The following is a 19532-nucleotide window of genomic DNA, read 5'->3' on the forward strand; positions in this document are numbered from 1 at the left end:
GAAATCTTATCGCCACTGGCGAACCTTCATCAACGATATTATCGACAGGCCGTTAATCGCAGACTTTGGAGAACATCATGACCAACACGATGCAACGCTGGACGATGGATGCCCTGGGGCGTGAACACCTGCAGCTGACCACCGACGCGATCCCGCAGCCGGGGCCGCGCGAGATCAGAGTGAAAGTGAAGGCGGTAGCGCTCAACTACCGCGACAAAATGATGATTGAAAGCGGCATGGGGCTGACGCTGCCGCAGTCGTTCACCCCCGCCTCGGACATGGCCGGCGAGGTCGACGCCGTCGGGCCCGGCGTCAGCCGTTTCCAACCCGGTGCCCGGGTCATCTCTACCTTCAGCCCCGGCTGGATCGACGGCCGGCAAAAACCGTACGGCGATGCGCGCCAGGTGCCTTACCACACCCTTGGCGGTTTCTATCAGGGCGTGCTGGCGGAATATGTGATTTTGCATGAAGACTGGTTGGTGGCGGCGCCGGCGTCGCTGGACGACGTGCAGGCCAGCACCCTGCCTTGCGCCGGGCTGACCGCCTGGTTCGCGCTGGTGGAACAGGGCAAACTGCATGCCGGCGAGACGGTGCTGGTGCAAGGCACCGGCGGCGTGGCGCTGTTCGCGCTGCAGATCGCCAAAGCCCACGGCGCGGAGGTCTATGTCACCTCCGGCAGCGATGAAAAGCTGGCGCGAGCCCTGGCATTGGGCGCCAATCATGGCATCAACCGGCTGGACGGCGATTGGGTGGAAGCGATTTATGCGCTGACGCAGGATCGCGGCATCGACCATGTGATCGATACCGTCGGCGGCCCGAATTTGGGCAACTCGGTGCGCGCCGTGGCAGTGGGCGGCCGCATCTCAGTGATCGGCGTGCTGGCGGGGGCCGAGATCTCCGCTCCCGCCGGCCTGCTGCTGCTGAAATCGGCGGAGATCCAGGGCATCGGCGTCGGCCACCGCCGCTCGCTGGAAGATCTGGTGCGCGCCGTGGACGCCGTCAACCTGCAGCCGGTGATCGACCAGGTATACCGGCTCGATCAACTGCCGCAGGCGTTGGATCACCTCGATCGCGGCCCGTTCGGCAAGATCGTGCTGACCCCATAGCCCGCCGCCCGGCGGCGGCTCACCCCTCCAGCATCAGCGGATTGGCGTCGCGCAACCGGGCGACTTCATCCCCCGGCGTGACGCCAAACAGGCGTTTGAATTCACGGCTGAACTGCGATGCGCTCTCGTAACCGACGCGGATCGCCGCGGTACTGGCCTTCAGGCCGTCATGCACCATCAGCAAACGCGCCTTGTGCAGCCGGTACGACTTCACGTACTGCAGCGGCGAGGTGTTGGTCACCGCCTTGAAGTTATGGTGAAACGCCGACACGCTCATGTTGACCTCACCGGCCAACTGCTCGACGTTGAGGCTCTCGGCATACTGATTTTCTATGCGCCGCAGCGCCTTGGCGATCTGACTGAAATGGGTATGACGGTTGACCAGCTCCTGCAGCGACGCGCCGCAGGCGCCGCGCAGCACATAGTAGAGGATCTCGCGCACGATCTGTGGCCCCAACACCCGAGCGTCGAGCGGATTGGCCATCACGTCCAGCAGACGTTCGGTGGCGCACAGCAACTCTTCCGTCATTTCCGCCAGGTTCACCCCGTTGCTCTCAGCCCGCGGTTGCATCAGGTAGTCGTCATCGCCGATGTCGATCAGCAAGTCCTGCAACATTTGGGTATCGATATTGACCGCCAACCCAACCAGCGGCAGTTCCGGGCTGGCGAAGGTTTCGCATTCAAACGGCAGCGGCACCGTCATCAGCAGGTAGTTGCGCGGATCGTATTGGAACTTCTTATTGCCGCAATAACCGACCTTGTGTCCCTGAAAGATGATGACGATCCCCGGTTCGTACATCACCGGCTGACGCGGAGTGTGGCGATCGACATACAAAATCTTCACCCGCGGCACCGGCGACGGCGTGTAGCCATTGCCGCTGGCGATAGCCATCGCCTGGCGCGCCATGCGGCTGCGCAGCGCATCGATTTCAATCACGGAAACACCCTCTTACAGTCAGAACGATTCGGCATAAATAATAATTTAAAACTCTCTATTTCTACATCGACTTGTAGGAATAGGCAAGAACCCGACAGGAATATGCATTGTGCGTTGCCGCCCGGTTCCTGACAATACGGGCCAGACACCTTTGCGCCGCTTTGGCGCCCGCCTGACAGAAAGAGAGAAATCAGCCATGCAAAACTTCATTCTGCATACCCCAACCAAAATCCTGTTCGGCAAGGAGCAAATTGCCGACGTGGCCGGCCAGATCCCGGCGAGCGCACGCATCCTGATCACCTACGGTGGTGGCAGCGTAAAGAAAAACGGCGTGCTGGATCAGGTGCATAGCGCGCTGGCCGGCCGCGACGTGCGGGAATTCTCCGGCATCGAGCCTAACCCGACCTACGAAACGCTGATGAAAGCGGTCGAGGTGGTGAAAGCGGAAAACATCGATTTCCTGCTGGCGGTCGGCGGCGGTTCGGTGGTTGACGGCACCAAGTTCATCGCCGCCGCCGCCCGCTATACGGCCGACAGCGATGCCTGGCATATTCTGCAGACCGTCGGCAGCCACATCACCGACGCGGTGCCGATGGGCTGCGTGCTGACGCTGCCGGCCACCGGTTCCGAATCCAACAGCGGTGCAGTGATCACCCGTAAAAGCAGCGGCGACAAGCAGCACTTCTTCTCGCCGCTGGTGCAGCCGCGCTTCGCCGTGCTGGATCCGCTGGTGACCTACTCGCTGCCGCCGCGCCAGGTAGCCAACGGCGTGGTCGACGCCTTCGTACACACCCTGGAACAGTATCTGACCTACCCGGTCGACGCTAAGGTACAGGATCGCTTCGCCGAAGGCCTGCTGTTGACCCTGCTGGAAGACGGCCCGCGCGCGCTGGCCGATCCGGAGAACTATGCGGTGCGCGCCAACGTGATGTGGAGCGCCACCATGGCGCTGAACGGCCTGATCGGCGCTGGCGTGCCGCAGGACTGGGCGACCCACATGCTGGGCCATGAGCTGACCGCCATGCACGACCTCGACCACGCGCAAACGCTGGCCATCGTGCTGCCGGCGCTGCTGCACGAGAAGAAAGCGCAGAAACGCGAAAAGCTGCTGCAATACGCTGAACGCGTCTGGGGCCTGCGCGAAGGCAGCGAAGACAGCCGCATCGACGACGCGATCGCCGCCACCCGCGCCTTCTTCGAGCAGATGGGCGTGCCGACCCGCATGGCGGATTATCAGCTTGACGGCAGCAGCATTCCCGCGCTGCTCGACAAGCTGCAGCAGCACGGCATGACCGCCCTGGGCGAGCATCAGGACATCACCCTGGACGTCAGCCGCCGCATTTATGAAGCGGCGCGTTAATCGCAAAACGGCGATTTTTTGCTAGGCTTTAGTCTTCGCCAGCCATTTTTCGCCGCATTCTGCGCTCGGCCGATCGCCGGGCGCAGTCGGGCGCCTCAGCGCGCCGCCGCTCGTTTCGCACCCTTCGTCTTACCGCTCATTCGCAGGGAGAGCGGGGAGAAAATCGCACTCCCGCCACCGCTGAAATTAGGCTGGCAAACCCGGCAACCGCCCATTTTGCCAACTAGAATTTATCTATAGCCGTTTCGGTGCCGCAGGCGCCGCAATCCGTACACAAGGAGATGCGCATGACAACGCAACAACCCATCATCAAACTCCACGATGGTAATCTGATGCCGCAGTTGGGTCTCGGCGTTTGGCAGGCGAGTATTGAAGAGACCACCCGCGCGGTCAGCAAAGCGCTGGAGATCGGTTACCGCTCCATCGACACCGCCGCGATCTACAAGAACGAGGAAGGCGTCGGCGCCGCGCTGCAGGCCAGCGCGCTGCCGCGCAGCGACCTGTTCATCACCACCAAGCTGTGGAACGACGATCAGAGCGATCCGCTGGCGGCGCTGGAAACCAGTCTGGAAAAGCTCAAGCTGGACTACGTGGATCTGTATCTGATCCACTGGCCGCGCCCACAGCAGGATCAATACGTCTCCGCCTGGCGCGAGCTGATCAAACTGCGCGAACAAGGCCTGGTGAAAAGCATCGGCGTGTGCAACTTCCATACGCCGCACCTGCAGCGTCTGTTGGATGAAACCAACGTGGCGCCGGTCGTCAACCAGATCGAGCTGCACCCGTTGCTGCAACAGCGCCAGCTGCGCGCCTGGAACGCCACGCACCATATCGCCACCGAATCCTGGAGCCCGCTGGCGCAGGGCGGTGAAGGGGTATTCGACCAGCCGCTGATCAAGGCGATGGCCGAGAAATACGAGAAGACTCCGGCGCAGATCGTGGTGCGCTGGCACCTGGACAGCGGTCTTATCGTGATCCCGAAATCGGTCACGCCGTCGCGCATCCGCGAAAACTTCGAGGTGTTTGATTTCAAACTCGATAAGGACGAACTGGGCGAGATCGCCAAGCTGGACGTCGGCAACCGCCTGGGGCCGGATCCGGATACCCTGTAACCCCTCTCAAGCCCTCTCCCGCCGGAGGGGGCTTTTCCTTCCCGCACATTGCTCCTTTGCGCCGCCTGACGTTATGATGACGACGCCGGAGGCTCCGGCCGCCGGTTAACGCCGTTAAAAAACAGACAAGCACGGAGCACCATGAAATTCTCTTTCTCACACGGGTCACGGCTGGGCATGCTTTGCATCATGCTGGTGCTGGCGGGTTGCGCCGGCAAGAAACAGCGCGTCAGCTACGATCGCCACGCCTTCGATAGCGCCATTCAAGACGCCGCCAGCGAATACGGCGTGGACGCCAAGCTGATCACCGCCATGATCCAGGTGGAGTCCGGCTTCAACCCTTCCGCAGTGAGCAGATCCAATGCGATCGGTCTGATGCAGCTGAAAGCCGATACCGCCGGCTGCGACGCCTACCGCTACAAAGGCAAACGCGGCTGCCCGGACGATGATGACCTGCGGGATCCCGACACCAATATCGATCTCGGCGCCGCCTATCTGGCCACCTTGCAAAAACAACAGCTTAAAGGGATCGCCAATCCCGTCACGCTGCGCTACGCCACCATCATCGCCTACGTCAACGGCACCGGCGCGCTGCTGCGCACCTTCTCCAGCAACCGCCAGCAGGCGATCGCGATGATTAACAACCTGACGCCGGAAGCCTTTAACTGGCACGTGCGCAAATACCATCCCGCCCCGCAGGCGCCGCGCCATTTGATGAAAGTGGAAGCCGCTTACGAACGGTTGTAATTAGCCAAAGTAAAAAGGAGAACCCGAGGGTTCTCCTTTTTGTTTGCGCGCGGGCCTCGTCGTTACGGCTTGGCCTTGCGAATCGGTTTGCGCGGCGGCCGGTTGGACGGCGTGCGCTGCCGATTGATGTCGGTATGCTTGGTCAACGCCGGTCGGGTGTGGCGCTGCAGCCGTTTCGCTTCGCGCTGCTCGTCGATGCTCGGCGCCGGCACCAGACACTCGCGGCGGCTGCCGATCAGGTGCTTCAGCCCCATCTCTTCCAGCGCGGTGCGGATCAGCGCCCAGTTGGCCGGATCGTGGTAACGCAGCAGCGCCTTATGCAGGCGACGCTGGCGCTCGCCGCGCGGTACCACCACGTCTTCACTCTTGTACCCCACCTTGCTCAGCGGGTTTTTGCCGCTGTAATACATGGTGGTGGAGTTGGCCATCGGCGAAGGATAGAAGTTCTGCACCTGATCGAGGCGGAAACGGTTCTTCTTCAGCCACAGCGCCAGGTTCACCATGTCTTCATCGCGGGTGCCCGGGTGCGAAGAGATGAAGTACGGGATCAGGTACTGCTCTTTGCCCGCCTGCTTCGAATAGTGATCAAACAGCTGTTTGAAGCGATCGTAGCTGCCCATGCCCGGTTTCATCATTTTCGACAGCGGGCCTTCTTCGGTGTGCTCCGGCGCGATCTTCAGATAACCGCCGACGTGGTGGGTCGCCAGCTCTTTGATATAGCGCGGATCTTCCACCGCCAGATCGTAACGCACCCCGGAGGCGATCAGGATCTTCTTGATGCCCTCCAGCGAACGCGCGCGGCGATACAGCTTGATGGTCGGCTCGTGGTTGGTATCCATGTAGGTGCAGATCTCCGGATACACGCACGAGGCGCGGCGGCAGCTCTGTTCGGCGCGCGGGTTGGTGCAGCGCAGCATATACATGTTGGCGGTCGGGCCACCCAGATCGGAGATCACGCCGGTAAAGCCCGGCACTTTGTCGCGGATCTCTTCGATTTCGCGAACGATCGAATCTTCCGAACGGCTCTGGATGATGCGCCCTTCGTGCTCGGTGATCGAACAGAACGAACAGCCGCCGTAGCAACCGCGCATGATGTTCACCGAGAAGCGGATCATGTCGTAGGCAGGAATGCGCTCCTGACCGTAGGACGGGTGCGGCACGCGCTGATAAGGCAGGGCGAAGACGCTGTCCATCTCCGGCGTGGTCAGCGGGATCGCCGGCGGGTTGATCCACACGTAACGATCGCCGTGTTTTTGCATCAGCGCGCGGGCGCAGCCGGGGTTGGTTTCATGGTGCAAAATGCGCGAGGTGTGCGCATACAGCACCTTGTCGCCCTTCACTTTCTCGAAAGACGGCAGCAACACGTAGGTCTTCTCCCACGGCTTCGGCTTGGCGGCGCGCACCGTGACAGGCTTGGCTTCCGGCTCCTTCGGCTTGGCGCCGTCGGCGCACGGCAGATCCTCGCCGTACGGGTTCGGGATAGGTTCGATGCGGCCCGGCTTGTCGAGGCGGGTGGAATCCACGCCGCTCCAGCCCGGCAGCGCTTCTTTACGCATCACCGCGGTATTGCGAATATCGTGGATATCGCCGATCTTCTCGCCGGCGGCCAGACGGTGCGCCACTTCCACCAACGGGCGTTCGCCGTTGCCGTAGATCAGCATGTCGGCCTTGGAGTCCACCAGCACCGAGCGGCGCACGGTATCCGACCAATAGTCGTAGTGAGCGATGCGACGCAGGCTGGCTTCGATGCCGCCCAGCACGATCGGCACGTCTTTATAGGCTTCTTTGCAGCGCTGGCTGTAGACCAGGGTGGCGCGATCCGGGCGCTTGCCACCGACGTTGCCGGCGGTGTAGGCGTCATCGTGGCGCAGTTTGCGATCGGCGGTATAGCGGTTGATCATCGAATCCATGTTGCCGGCGGTGATGCCGAAGAACAGGTTCGGTTTCCCCAACCGCATGAAGTCTTCTTTGTTGCTCCAGTCCGGCTGCGCGATGATGCCGACGCGGAAGCCCTGCGCTTCCAGCATGCGGCCGATGATCGCCATGCCGAAGCTCGGGTGATCGACATAGGCGTCGCCGCTGATGATGATCACGTCGCAGCTGTCCCAGCCCAGTTGATCCATCTCTGCTCGCGACATCGGTAAAAACGGCGCGGTGCCATAACATTCCGCCCAATAAGGCTTATAAGAAAACAGTTCACGATCGGGTTGGATCAGGCTGGTGGTGCTCATTCTGCTGCTCTTTTTACAGGTTAATTAATCGCCGGGCGGCGATTATACGCACTAGTGGCAAAAAGAGCATGGTTATTTCGCTAACCATTCACCTCGAATTCATAAACGTCGCTGCGGCACAAGATATCGCTGAACTCCAGCGCCTCGCCCCGGGCGTTGCGGCTGGTTTGGATGATGTGCAACAACGGCGCGCCGCACGGTACGTTGAGCAGCTCGGCGACCTCGCCGCTGCAGGACACCGCCTTCAACAAAAAGTGTTTATCTTCAGGCACGATGCCGCGCGATTGCCATAACGCATACAGCGAATGCTCCAGCTGCGCCGGTTCAGGCAGGAAGCGCAGCGGAATATAGGTGGTTTCCAGCGAGACCGGGCTGCCGTTCAACAAGCGTAAACGCCGCAGTTTGACCACCTCATCCCCTTCCGCGATCCCCAGCGCCGCCGCGGCCTTGGCCGGCGCGCCGACCCGCGCGCGCAGCAGCCATCGGTTGCTGACGCTGCTGCCATGACGCAGCGCCTGAGCGGTAAAACCGCTGTCCTTATCGAGGGAATAGCCGATACGCATCGCCACGCGGGTGCCAACGCCCTGCTGCCGCGAAATCAGCCCCTTCTCCTCCAGCAGTTTCATCGCCTTGCTGACGGTGACGCGCGACAGCGCCAAACCTTCCGCCATGTGCCGTTCCGGCGGCAGAAATGCCTCCGCTGACAGCACCTGCTGCCTGATCGCGGTTTCTATCGCCGTCGCCAGCTGAATATAGCGCGGCGCCGCCGCCCCCTGCACCAGATGTTCACGCAGCCAGGCCATAAAATCCGTCATTCGCCCGCCCTCTTGTTCCGCCCTATGCCCAAACTTCGCTTTCTCCTATCGCCGATCCGGCGATAAAGCCTCTCACCATAACTAAAATATTGCTAATGTTTTCAGAGGGACATCACAATTTTTATTCAATGGACTTTCATTGGATCTAGATCGCGCGTAATCTGTGCTTATTGATGTTGAAACATCAATGGCACCAACACCAGGGATCCACCTTTAAAACAACTAAAAATCCGCTGCCGACCAGACAGGACGCACCTGATGGTCAGGCAGCGGGCATACGCTGTCCACATCCCGTTCGCTGAAGCGGATGGGCGACCCTTTGGGATGAATTGCCCGCTTCTCGCCGTACCCGATGGGTCACGTTGCCCAAGACGCCACGACAAATGACAAATAATAAGCAACGGTGCTAATGGATAGCTTGCTCACGGCTCATCATCCCCTCGCGCGATCCCCCTTGCGCCGGGTGAAACGGACTGATGCCTGCAAATAAAAACGTTCTCTCTCTTCCAAACTCCGCTGCAGACCCACTCTTTGTCTACACTCATTGGCGCCGTGCGGCCGATAAACCTCATCCGAGGAGGCGGCCACAGCGCCAACAAAATCGATTTTCAGCTAACTGCGGCGGCCCTCAAGGCCCTGCGCAACAGGGATCAATTGCTATGACCGATATCAATCGCAATGAAGCATGGAAGGTAGAGAGCACCGGTATCGACCGGGTGCCGGATGCGGAACAGACCGGGCGGCCCATCGAGCTGTTTTGGATCTGGTCGGCAGCCAATATCGGCATTCTCGGCGTGGTGTATGGCGCCATCATCGTCGGCTTCGGCTTATCCTTCCTGCAATCGGTGCTCGCCGCTTTGTTCGGCGTCGCCAGCTTCGTGCTGGTTGGCCTCACCAGCTTCGCCGGCAAGCGCGGGCGCACCTCTACGCTGACGCTGTCGCGAGTGATTTTCGGGCTGAAGGGCAACGTGGCGCCCACCCTGTTTAGTTGGATTAATCTGATGGGCTGGGAAGCGGTCAACGTGATCACCGGCACCCTGACGCTGGCGGCGCTGTTCGAGGCCTTCGGGCTGGGGGCCAGCCATTTGCTGACCGCGCTCAGCCTGTTGCTGTTCGCCGGACTCACTATCGTCGTCAGCCTGCTGGGGCAGAATACCGTAGTCTGGATGCAAAGCTGGTTCAGCCGCATCTTCGGCACCATGACGCTGATCGTGGTGCTCTATATCCTGCTCAACACCGAGTGGAGCCAGGTGCTGGCGCTGCCTTCCGGCAGCTGGCTGACCGGCTTCTTGCCGGCGGTCTCGGTGATCGCCGCCGGTACCGGCATCAGCTGGGCAATCGCCGGCGCCGATTACAGCCGCTATCAAAGCCCGAGCTCGTCGAACAAAGGCATTTTCGCCGCGGTGATGGGCGGTGCCTGTTTGCCGCTGATGTTGCTGATGCTGGCCGGTATTCTGCTTTCCGTGCAGCTGCCCGATCTGGCCAACGCCGCCAATCCCATCGCGCTGATAGGCTCGGTGCTGCCCGCCTGGATGGCGATCCCTTATCTGCTGGCCGCCACCGCCGGCATCGTCACCATCGCGGTGCTCAGCCTGTATTCCGCCAGCCTTAACCTGCTGACCATCGGCGTGCAGGTCAAACAGTGGTTGGCGGTATCGATCGACGCCGTGGTGGTGCTGGGTATCGCCCTGTATGTGCTGTTCATCTCCGGCGACTTTATGGGGCCGTTCATCTCCTTCCTGGTGTTCTGCGGGGTGTTCCTGGCGGCCTGGGAGGCGATTTTCCTGCTCGATTACCTGTGCCTGCGCCGCCGCTACGGGTATGATGGCAACGCTTTGTACGGCCTGCATGGCCAGAACCGCGGCGTGCGCAAAGCCCCGCTGTTCTGTTGGTTCCTCGGCGCCCTGTGCGGCCTGCTGGTCACCAAAACCGGTTTTATCGACGGCCCGCTGGCCAAAGGCTTGTTTGCCGACTCCAGCCTGGGGCTGTTTGTGTCGTTTGCGGTTAGTCTGATCGCTTACGGTCTGTACCTGACCCAACGCAGAGAACATCAATGAATGAGTGGGAAGCTGTAACACCTGTCCTGGTGATGGGGGGCGCGGTCGGCGATCTGGTGATGACGCTGCCCCGCCTGCCGACCAGCGGCGAAGATATCGAAGCCCAGCCGCAGGCGCGGCAAATCGGCGGCTGCGCGTTCAACGTAGCGCGCGCGCTGACGCGCCTTGAAGTGCCGGTGATCAACGGTATGCCGGTCGGCAACGGCGAATGGGGCGCGGCGATCGAAGCCGCCATGGGCGAACTGGGGCTGGAGGTGCTGTTGCGCCACGGCCAGATGGACAATGGCTGGTGCCTGGCGCTGGTGGAGCCGAACGGCGAACGCACCTTTATCACGGTTTCCGGTTGCGAAAGCCAATGGAATAAAGCGCAGCTGGCGACCCTGCCGCTGACGGAACACACCCTGATCTACGCCAGCGGCTACGAGCTGGCGGGCGAAAACGGCGAAGCGCTGCGCGAGTGGCTGACGCGCATGCCGTTCGACCAACCGCGTCTGATCGATCCCGGCCCGCGCATCGCCCAGCTCAGCGAAGATTTCTTCGCCATGCTCAGCGACAGCCACACCCTGCTGACACTCAACCGCGACGAAGTGGCCGCGCTGTGCGGCGCCGGCGACGCCGTGGATGCCGCGCAGCGCTATGCCGCCGCCCGTAACCTGACGCTGATCTGCCGCCTGGATCGCGACGGCGCCTGGATCTGTGACGGCCGCACGCCGCCGCTGCACGTTCCCGCCTATCCGGTGGACGTCATCGATACCATCGGCGCGGGCGATGCCCACTGCGCCGGTTTGCTGGCGGGGCTGTCCGCCGGCTGGCCGCTGCCGCGGGCGGTCGATCTGGCCAACCGGGTCGCCGCCTGCGTGGTGGCCAGCCTCGGCGCCGCCAATCCGCCGGACTGGCTTCAACTGCAACAACGCTTCCCGCAGGCCTGACGTTTCAGGGCGCCGCCATCCAGCGCCCTCAGCCTTACTGCGCCGCCGCCGCACTCTCCTGCGGCGAGTGGCGATAGTTGAAGCTCAACGCGAACACAATCCCCAGCACCAGCGTATACAGCGCAAACACCAGCCAGATGTTCTGCCAGTCTTTCACGCCGTCATGGCTGAAGAAATCCACCACTTCGCCGCTGGCGAGCGCCCCCAGATAGGCGCCCAGACCGTTGACCATGGTCATGAACAGCCCCTGCGCGCTGGCGCGGATGCGGTGATCGGCCTCCTTCTCGACGAAAATGGCGCCGGAAATATTAAAGAAGTCGAACGCGCAACCGTAAACGATCATCGACAACAGCAGCAGCACGAAACCAAAACCGACCGGCGTGCCGTAGGCCAGGAACAGAAAACGCAGCGTCCAGGCCGCCATGCTGATCAACATGACCTGCTTGATGCCGTAACGGCGCAGGAAAAAGGGAATGGTGAGGATAAAGAACACTTCAGAGATCTGCGACAGCGACAGCAGCACCGCCGGATACCGGACGCTGAGGCTGTCCTGATACAGCGGATTGAGCGACAGATCGTGCAGGAACGGGTTGCCGAAGGTGTTGGTTATCTGCAGCGCCGCGCCGAGCAACATGGCGAACAGGAAAAACAGCGCCATGCGCCGCTGGCGAAACAGCACCAGCGCATCCAGCCCCAGCACGCTCACCCAGCGCTTCGACTCGGCCGCGCGGTTGGTCGGGCAGCGTGGCAGCGTCAGCGAATAGGTGGACAGCAGCAGCGACGCCGCAGAAGCCAGATACAGCTGCAGATTACTGAGCTCGATTTGGCTGAAACCGACCAGCCACATTGCCAGAATGAATCCCACGGTGCCGTACACCCGCACCGGCGGAAAGTCCTTTACCGTGTCAAAGCCGTGCTTCTCCAGGCAAAAATAGGAAATGGCGTTGGAGAGCGCAATGGTCGGCATATAGACCATCGCGTTGAACAACATCACCCAGAACATCAGCATCGGTTGCTCAACCTGCGCCGCACAGTACAGCGCCAGCGCCCCGAGCAGGTGGAAAAGCGCATACAGGTAGTTGGCCCTCATCCAACGGTCGGCGATGATGCCCGCCAGGCCCGGCATGATCAGCGCCGCGATCCCCTTGGCGCTGTAAACCATTCCCACCTGCATGCCGCTGAAATGCAGCGTGTTGATCATATAGGATCCCAGCGTCACCAGCCAGGCGCCCCAGATAAAGAACTGCAGGAAAATCATCACCTTCAATCGTGTTTTTATCGCCATCGCCATCACCTTGTTATTATGCTTTCAACGATGATTGGTGCGGCGGGCCCCCTGCAGCCCGCCGCCGGTTTGCTTACGGTGTCACAGCGTTTTGAACAGCTCGCGGATCAGGCGCATGAAATCGTCCGCCGCCAGCGCCGCGCAGCTGAGCGTTTGTTCGTGAGAAAGAGGCGTATCCGACAGCCCTTCGGCGTAGTTGGTCATCGCGGACACCACCAGCACCTTGAGGCCACAGTGGCGCGCCGTCAGAACTTCCGGCACGATCGACATGCCCACCACGTCGCAGCCGAGGGTCTGCATCATGCGGATCTCCGCTGGCGTTTCGAAGTTCGGCCCGGTGTAAGCGGCGAACACCCCTTCCGCCAGCGGGATGCCCGCGCTTTCGGCCACCGCCGCCAGTTGGGCGCGCAGATCGCGATCGTAGGCGTTCGCCAAGCTGAAGAAGCGCGGCCCGAAGCGCTCGTCGTTGGCGCCGACCAGCGGCGATTCCGGCATGAAATTGATATGATCGGTAATGGCCACCAGGCTGCCCGGCGCCACCGAGCGGCGCAGCGAACCGGCGGCGTTGGTCGCCAGCAGGAATTCGCAGCCCAGCAGTTTGAAAGTGCGCACTGCGGTGGTCATCACCTGCATGCCGCGCCCTTCATAGAAGTGACCGCGCCCTTTCATGCACACGACCGGCACGCCCTCCAGCTTGCCGGCGACCAGTTGCCCGGCGTGGCCGGCAACGCCGCTCACCGGGAAGCCCGGCAGCTCCGCGTAATCGAGGGTGACGGTTTCGGTCATCACCTCCGCCAGAGCGCCGAGTCCGGAGCCGAGAATCAAGGCCGCTTTCGGCTGAAAACCGGGCAGACGTGCGCGGACAACATCGGCGCAGATAAAAGCATCTTCTTGATTAAACATCGTATTCTCTCTTTAAGCGGGGGACAATAAGCCCCATAGTAGAGAGCGAGGCGCGGCCGAGACCAATACATTCTTGACGGCCGATTTATTCCATTTACCTATAAGTTGAGCTGCGTCACAGGAGTCGATGTCCCGAATGAACCCGCACCATGCCCTGCCCGATCCCGGTCGGATTAACTTCCGCCTGCTGCACTATTTCCGCGTGGTGGCGGAAGAGATGAATTTCACTCAGGCGGCGCGGCGGTTGAATATGTCACAGCCGCCGCTCAGCAAGCACATCAAAGAGCTGGAGAGCCAACTCGGCGTAGTGCTGTTCAAACGCACCACCCGCTCCATGACGCTGACGCCGGCCGGCCGCACGCTGCTGCGCAACGTCGAGCGGCTGCTGGATCAGGCCGACAGCGCGCTGCATCAGGTGCAACAAATGGGGCGCGGCGAAGGCGGCCACATGGTGGTCGGCATGGTCGGCACCTCGGCCTGGGGCGGCTTGATTGCGGCGCTGCGGCGGTTCAGCGAGCAGAGCGTCGGCGCTACCTGGTCGTTGAATGAGCTGACGCCCAGCCAGCAAATCGCCGCGCTGCAAAAGCGGCATATCGATATCGGGGTCTGGCGAGAGGCGCAGCAGCAGACGCTGCCGGGATTGAGCTGCCAACGGCTGGCGCGCGAAAGCATCGCCGTGGTGCTGCCACTCGATCATCCGCTGGCGCAGCAGGAGAATATCCCGCTGGCGGCGCTGCAAAACGACAGCTTCATCGTGCTGCCGCCGCATGAGGCCAGCCTGGGGCTGTATCTGCACAATCTGTGTCTGCAGCAGGGATTTTTGCCGGACGTCGCTTATCAGGTCAATGAACCGCAAACCCTGCTGGCGCTGGTAGCGGAAGGCTGCGGCATTACGCTGCTGCCGGACAGCTACGGCCGCATCCCGTGGCCCGGCGTGCGGTTTTGCTCGCTGCAGCAGGCGCCCCCGGCGGATCTGTATGCGGTATACCGTACCGACAGCGTCACGCCGGTGGTGCAGGCTTTTTTGGCGATGCTGCGGGCGCCCTAAGCGGCCCGCAGAGCGGGTTACATCGTCGGCTGCACCATCAGCTGGCCGGCGGTGCCGCGATCGGCCATTTCCAGCGTCTGGCTGTAATACAGGAACGGGAAGTGTTCGGAAGTGGATTGGTTGAAATACACCAGCAGCTCGACGTCGCCATCGACCCAGACGGTATCCTTCCAGCCGCGATCTTCCGCCATCGGCTGCGCGCCGTTGACGCGTTTGATCAGGAACTGCACGCCCTGAATATGGAACGCCTGCGGCGTATCCGCATGAATGTTCCAGCGTTCCCAGGTGCCTTGCTGCGCCTGTACGTCGATGCGGTTCATGTCCCAAATTGCGCCGTTGATGCCGACGCCGCCGTCGCCCAGGCGGAAATCGCGGGTGCGGCTGGCGCTGCCGTCCAACAGCTGATCCGCCAGCAGGCGCATCGGCAGGTTGTCGGTCACCAGCGGCAGCAGGCCGGTCGGGCGTAGCGTCAGCACCTGGGTGGACACCAGAATGCTCGACGGCTCGAACAGGCCGCGCAGGCGATCCATGATGCCCGCCGCTTCACCGGCGGTGATGGTCACCTCGTCGCCCTTCGACATGTCGATCAGCACTTCCCGGCGTTCGCCCGGCGCCAGCGACAGCTGCTGCACCGCAACCGGCGCAGGCAGGAAGCCCTGATCGCTGGCGATCACGTTGAACGGCCGCCCGTCGCTGAGCTGCAGGGTATAACGCCGCGCGTTGGAGGCGTTGAGCAAACGCAAACGCACCCAGCCGCGCGACACGTCGACATACGGGTTTTGCACGCCGTTGACCAACAGCGTATCGCCGACGAAGCCGCCCTGCGACGGCGCATCGTATTGCGGCGTGCCGAAGTTATCGAAGCGTTTGTCCTGAATGATCAGCGGGAAATCGTCGACGCCGTAGTGGTTGGGCAGCGGCAGCGCTTTGCTGACGGCATCCTCCACCAGCCACAGCCCGGCCAGCCCGTTGTACACGTGCGGCGCCATGCGGTTCGGCGTGTTGGCGTGGTACCAGCAGGTGGCCGCCGCCTGACGAATGGGCAGCACCGGCGACCAGTCGACGTTGGGCGACATCATGCGCGGCGCGCCGCCCATCAGCGTGCCCGGCACCTGCAGACCGCTGATGGTCATCGCCACCGGCTCCTGCAGGCGGTTGCTGTAGATCAGTTTGACGTCGTCGCCGCTGTAAACCCGCACCGTCGGCCCCAGGTACATGCCGTTGATGCCCCACACCGCCGCTTTGCGGTTATCCATAAACGCCCAGTGGGCACGCTGCAAGGTCAGGAACAGCGGCTGACCGCGGCGAGACTCCAGCAACGGGGGAATGGGTAATGGGGTCTGCGTTCCGCTCGCCTCAGCCCTCAGCGGCACGGCGCCCGCGCACAGCGCCAGGCCCGATGCCTGTAAAAACTGACGTCGACTGAGTGACATATTTTCTCCATGAAAAGCAATAACTAAACCGTGTGCAAAACCCAAACGCCCGCCAATCAAGATTAGCAGGCGCTCAGGCGTTAACGGCGCTGAACGCCAATTAAAAAACTCTTCTTTGAAGCCGGTAGACTCTTATTTTTTGGCGGCGTTGCGCTGGGCGACTTCGGCGTCCAATTCGGCGATTTTCGCCTCCATCAGCTCGCGGCAATGGGCCGCCAGCTCGCGCACGTTTTCTTTGCCGTATTTGCTGGTATCCACCGGCGCCAACATCTCGACGATCACATGACCGTTATTCCAGCGATTAAGATTTATATTACCGCTGGTGGTCGATACACAGATCGGCACAATCGGCACGCCGGCGGCAATGGCCGCGTGGAACGCGCCGGTTTTAAACGGCATCAGCCCACGGCCGCGGCTGCGGGTCCCTTCCGGGAACATCCAGATCGAAATGTCTTTCTTCTTGAACTGCTCCGCCACCTGGGCGATGGTGCCGTGCGCCTTGGCGCGATTATCACGATCTATCAGCAGATTACCGGTCAGCCAATACAGCGGGCCGAAAAACGGGATCCACACCAGACTTTTTTTACCGACGGTCACGGTGCGCGGCTGCACGATATTAGAGGCCGTCACCATGTCGTAGTTATTTTGGTGGTTGGCGATATAGATGCAGTTGCCGTTGTTGGCCGCATCGGCCGGCACGCGGGTTTCAACCTTGATGCCGAACAGCGTCGATAGACGGCCGAAAAGATGGCCGAAGGTCGCCACATGGCGAGGATTACGCGGACTGAACAAGCAGTAAACCGAACCGAAAATACACACCAGAATACAGAAAAGAGTGGCGAGAACGGCACGCAAAATCAATAACATAACAACCTCATTAGCACACTGCCAACGCAGTTTACTTCGCTGCGCAGATTCCTTTACTCATTATTTGCCGACCAGGCGGAAAGCACGCCTATGTCGCCTGCATTTCTCGCTATTTTCCCGCCAGGCGGCAGTACGCACAATAATTTTATGCGCAGAAATGTTAACTATTTGGAAAATAAACGCCAGCAAAAATAAATAAGGCGGCCACAGCATGCTGCGACCGCCCGTTAACGCTGGTGCCAACGCTTACTCTTCGCTGTCGCCACCCGACGCCCGCACCGGCGCATCCACTTCGACGCGATCGATGCGCTGCAGGCCGCGCGGCAGTTGGGTGCCCTTGCGGCCGCGTTCCGCACGGAACTTCTGCAGATCTTCCGGACGCAGCGTCAGCTTGCGTTTGCCGACGTGCAGCGTGACGGACGCCTGCGGCGGCAGCACGAACAGCCAGGCCAGCTTGTCTTCACCGGCGGCGGCCTGCGCCGCCGGAATGGAGACGATCTTGTTGCCCTTGCCCTTCGACAGCTGCGGCAGATCGGCGACCGGGAACATCAGCATGCGCCCGGCGGCGGTGATCGACAGCAGCATATCATCTGCGCCGTGGATCTCCATCGGCGGCAGCGCTCTGGCGTTGTCCGGCAGCGTGATCATCACCTTGCCGGCGCGGTTGCGCGCCACCAGATCGTTAAAGGTGCAGACGAAACCGTAACCGGCGTCGGACGCCATCAGCAGCTTCTGATCGTCGGCCGCCATCAGCACCTGCTCGATGGTGGCGCCCGGCGGCGGCGTCAGCTTGCCGGTCAGCGGCTCGCCCTGCCCGCGCGCCGAAGGCAGCGTCATCGGATCGAGCGCATAGCTGCGCCCGGTAGAGTCGATAAACACCACCGGCTGATTGCTCTTGCCGCGCGCCGCGCCGCGGAAGCTGTCGCCAGCCTTGTAGCTCAGGCCGGCCGGATCGATGTCGTGGCCCTTGGCGCTGCGCACCCAGCCCATTTCCGACAGCACGATGGTCACCGGCTCGGACGGCACGAAGTCGTGCTCGCTCATCGCCTTGGCTTCCGCGCGCTCGGTCAGCGGCGAACGGCGATCGTCGCCGTAGGTCTGCGCATCGGCCTGGATCTCTTTCTTAATCAGCGTATTCAGCTTGCGTTCGGACGCCAGCAGCGCCTGCAGCTGATCGCGCTCTTTCGCCAGTTCGTCCTGCTCGCCGCGGATCTTGACCTCTTCCAGCTTGGCCAGGTGACGCAGTTTCAGCTCGAGGATCGCTTCCGCCTGGGTATCGGAGATGCCGAAACGCTGCATCAGCACCGGCTTCGGCTCATCCTCGCTGCGGATAATGTGGATCACCTCGTCGATGTTGAGGAACGCCACCAGCAAACCTTCGAGGATATGCAGGCGCTTGAGCACCTTCTCGAGGCGGTAGTTCAGGCGGCGGCGCACCGTATCGCGACGGTAGGCCAGCCATTCGGTGAGGATATCCACCAGCCCTTTCACCTGCGGGCGGTTGTCCAGACCGATCATGTTCATGTTGATGCGGTAGCTGCGCTCCAGATCGGTGGTGGCGAACAGGTGATTCATCACCTGCTCCAGATCGATGCGGTTGGAACGCGGCACGATCACCAGACGCGTCGGGTTCTCGTGATCGGATTCATCGCGCAGGTCTTCGACCATCGGCAGCTTCTTGGCGCGCATCTGGCTGGCTATCTGCTCCAGCACCTTGGCGCCGGAAACCTGATGCGGTAAGGCGGTGATCACCGCGCTGCCATCCTCTTTCTTCCACACGGCGCGCATGCGCACCGAGCCGCGGCCGCTCTGGTAAATTTTGCGAATTTCATCGCGCGGGGTGATGATCTCGGCTTCGGTCGGGAAGTCCGGCCCCTGCACGAACTCGAGCAGGTCATCGAGCGAGGCGCCCGGCTTGTCGAGCAGCGCCACCGCGGCGGCGGCGACTTCGCGCACGTTGTGCGGCGGAATGTCGGTCGCCATGCCGACCGCGATGCCGGTGGTGCCGTTCAGCAGGATGTTCGGCAGGCGCGCCGGCAGCATCTTCGGCTCTTGCAGCGTGCCGTCAAAGTTCGGGATCCAGTCGACCGTGCCCTGGCCCAGTTCGGCCAGCAAGACCTCGGCGTATTTGGACAGGCGCGATTCGGTATAACGCATCGCCGCGAACGACTTGGGATCGTCCGGCGCACCCCAGTTCCCCTGGCCGTCCACCAGCGGATAGCGATACGAGAACGGCTGCGCCATCAGCACCATGGCTTCATAACACGCGCTGTCGCCGTGCGGGTGATATTTACCCAGCACGTCGCCCACGGTGCGGGCGGACTTCTTGAATTTGGCGCTGTTGGTCAGCCCCAGTTCAGACATGGCGTAGATGATGCGGCGTTGTACCGGCTTCAAACCGTCGCCAATGTACGGCAACGCCCGATCCATGATGACGTACATGGAATAGTTCAGATAGGCGTTTTCAGTGAATGTGTGCAGCGGTAAACGCTCTACACCGTCATGAGTCAGATCACTCATTACTCAATTATCCTCAGACCGTGGCTTGGCAATCCCTTGGACGACAAAAGGCATCGCTTGTCGATTCTGCCCGCGATAGTAACCCATCTGCAGGGTGGCTGTCACAGTTGGCGCAAGGATCGCCGGCGGCGGCCGGTTGCGCGATGCGGTTTATGCAAAATTTCGCTGTCTGGCGGCCCGTT

General features: G+C 61.6%; 15 protein-coding genes. 7 read left to right on the forward strand and 8 right to left on the reverse strand.

The window, feature by feature from the left end; all coding sequences use genetic code 11:
- Nucleotides 1-77: 77 nt before the first annotated feature.
- Nucleotides 78-1106 (forward strand): NAD(P)-dependent alcohol dehydrogenase, encoded by a 1029-nt coding sequence (locus tag IMX17_RS18635; protein WP_193550083.1) that lies wholly within the window; start codon nucleotides 78-80, stop codon nucleotides 1104-1106.
- A gap of 19 nt (nucleotides 1107-1125) precedes the next feature.
- Here IMX17_RS18635 and IMX17_RS18640 read toward each other — a convergent pair whose 3' ends face one another.
- Entirely contained in the window at nucleotides 1126-2013 is an 888-nt protein-coding gene (locus IMX17_RS18640; protein ID WP_227414636.1) for an AraC family transcriptional regulator, read from the reverse strand.
- 226 nt (nucleotides 2014-2239) lie between these two features.
- On the opposite strand from IMX17_RS18640, the gene yqhD reads away from it, so the two are divergent.
- The 3 genes from yqhD (at nucleotide 2240) to IMX17_RS18655 (ending at nucleotide 5262) form a co-directional block, all read left to right on the forward strand.
- On the forward strand, nucleotides 2240-3403 hold the full coding sequence (gene yqhD, locus IMX17_RS18645; protein ID WP_046897299.1) for an alcohol dehydrogenase: 1164 nt from the start codon (nucleotides 2240-2242) through the stop codon (nucleotides 3401-3403).
- Nucleotides 3404-3690: 287 nt separating this feature from the next.
- Complete coding sequence (dkgA, locus tag IMX17_RS18650; RefSeq protein WP_193550084.1) at nucleotides 3691-4515, forward strand: 2,5-didehydrogluconate reductase DkgA; 825 nt, start codon at nucleotides 3691-3693, stop codon at nucleotides 4513-4515.
- A 141-nt stretch (nucleotides 4516-4656) separates the two neighbouring features.
- Nucleotides 4657-5262 (forward strand): transglycosylase SLT domain-containing protein, encoded by a 606-nt coding sequence (locus IMX17_RS18655; protein WP_046897297.1) that lies wholly within the window; start codon nucleotides 4657-4659, stop codon nucleotides 5260-5262.
- A gap of 62 nt (nucleotides 5263-5324) precedes the next feature.
- Here IMX17_RS18655 and IMX17_RS18660 read toward each other — a convergent pair whose 3' ends face one another.
- Together IMX17_RS18660 and IMX17_RS18665 are read right to left on the reverse strand one after the other, a co-directional pair.
- Nucleotides 5325-7493, reverse strand: a complete 2169-nt coding sequence (locus IMX17_RS18660; RefSeq protein ID WP_193550085.1) for a YgiQ family radical SAM protein — start codon at nucleotides 7491-7493, stop codon at nucleotides 5325-5327.
- 80 nt (nucleotides 7494-7573) lie between these two features.
- The gene (locus IMX17_RS18665) at nucleotides 7574-8308 is read right to left on the reverse strand and encodes a GntR family transcriptional regulator (RefSeq protein WP_193550086.1); all 735 of its coding nucleotides are present in this window, start codon (nucleotides 8306-8308) and stop codon (nucleotides 7574-7576) included.
- A 659-nt stretch (nucleotides 8309-8967) separates the two neighbouring features.
- Between IMX17_RS18665 and IMX17_RS18670 the strand changes: the two genes are divergently transcribed.
- Both IMX17_RS18670 and IMX17_RS18675 read left to right on the forward strand, forming a co-directional pair.
- The gene (locus IMX17_RS18670; RefSeq protein WP_193550087.1) at nucleotides 8968-10365 is read left to right on the forward strand and encodes a cytosine permease; all 1398 of its coding nucleotides are present in this window, start codon (nucleotides 8968-8970) and stop codon (nucleotides 10363-10365) included.
- Entirely contained in the window at nucleotides 10362-11294 is a 933-nt protein-coding gene (locus IMX17_RS18675; RefSeq protein ID WP_182265438.1) for a PfkB family carbohydrate kinase, read from the forward strand. The genes IMX17_RS18670 and IMX17_RS18675 overlap by 4 nt, the downstream gene beginning before the upstream one ends.
- 34 nt (nucleotides 11295-11328) lie before the next feature.
- On the opposite strand, the gene IMX17_RS18680 is transcribed toward IMX17_RS18675, so the two are convergent.
- Together IMX17_RS18680 and xapA are read right to left on the reverse strand one after the other, a co-directional pair.
- On the reverse strand, nucleotides 11329-12579 hold the full coding sequence (locus IMX17_RS18680) for a nucleoside permease (protein WP_193550088.1): 1251 nt from the start codon (nucleotides 12577-12579) through the stop codon (nucleotides 11329-11331).
- Between the two features lie 81 nt (nucleotides 12580-12660).
- Complete coding sequence (gene xapA, locus IMX17_RS18685; protein ID WP_046897294.1) at nucleotides 12661-13482, reverse strand: xanthosine phosphorylase; 822 nt, start codon at nucleotides 13480-13482, stop codon at nucleotides 12661-12663.
- Nucleotides 13483-13618: 136 nt separating this feature from the next.
- Between xapA and IMX17_RS18690 the strand changes: the two genes are divergently transcribed.
- On the forward strand, nucleotides 13619-14530 hold the full coding sequence (locus tag IMX17_RS18690; RefSeq protein ID WP_182265490.1) for a LysR family transcriptional regulator: 912 nt from the start codon (nucleotides 13619-13621) through the stop codon (nucleotides 14528-14530).
- 17 nt (nucleotides 14531-14547) lie between these two features.
- Here IMX17_RS18690 and ftsP read toward each other — a convergent pair whose 3' ends face one another.
- The 3 genes from ftsP to parC all read right to left on the reverse strand — a co-directional run bounded on the left by ftsP (nucleotide 14548) and on the right by parC (nucleotide 19350).
- Nucleotides 14548-15963 carry a cell division protein FtsP gene (ftsP, locus tag IMX17_RS18695; RefSeq protein ID WP_182265440.1) on the reverse strand — a complete coding sequence of 472 codons (1416 nt, stop codon included), beginning with the start codon at nucleotides 15961-15963 and terminating at the stop codon, nucleotides 14548-14550.
- Nucleotides 15964-16095: 132 nt separating this feature from the next.
- A complete protein-coding gene (locus tag IMX17_RS18700; protein ID WP_004937266.1) occupies nucleotides 16096-16830 on the reverse strand; it encodes a 1-acylglycerol-3-phosphate O-acyltransferase in 735 nt (244 codons plus the stop codon).
- A 246-nt stretch (nucleotides 16831-17076) separates the two neighbouring features.
- Entirely contained in the window at nucleotides 17077-19350 is a 2274-nt protein-coding gene (gene parC, locus IMX17_RS18705) for a DNA topoisomerase IV subunit A (protein WP_193550089.1), read from the reverse strand.
- Between the last annotated feature and the right edge of the window lie 182 nt (nucleotides 19351-19532).

This window comes from Serratia sp. X3, from assembly GCF_014982455.1.
Classification (GTDB): domain Bacteria; phylum Pseudomonadota; class Gammaproteobacteria; order Enterobacterales; family Enterobacteriaceae; genus Serratia; species Serratia ureilytica.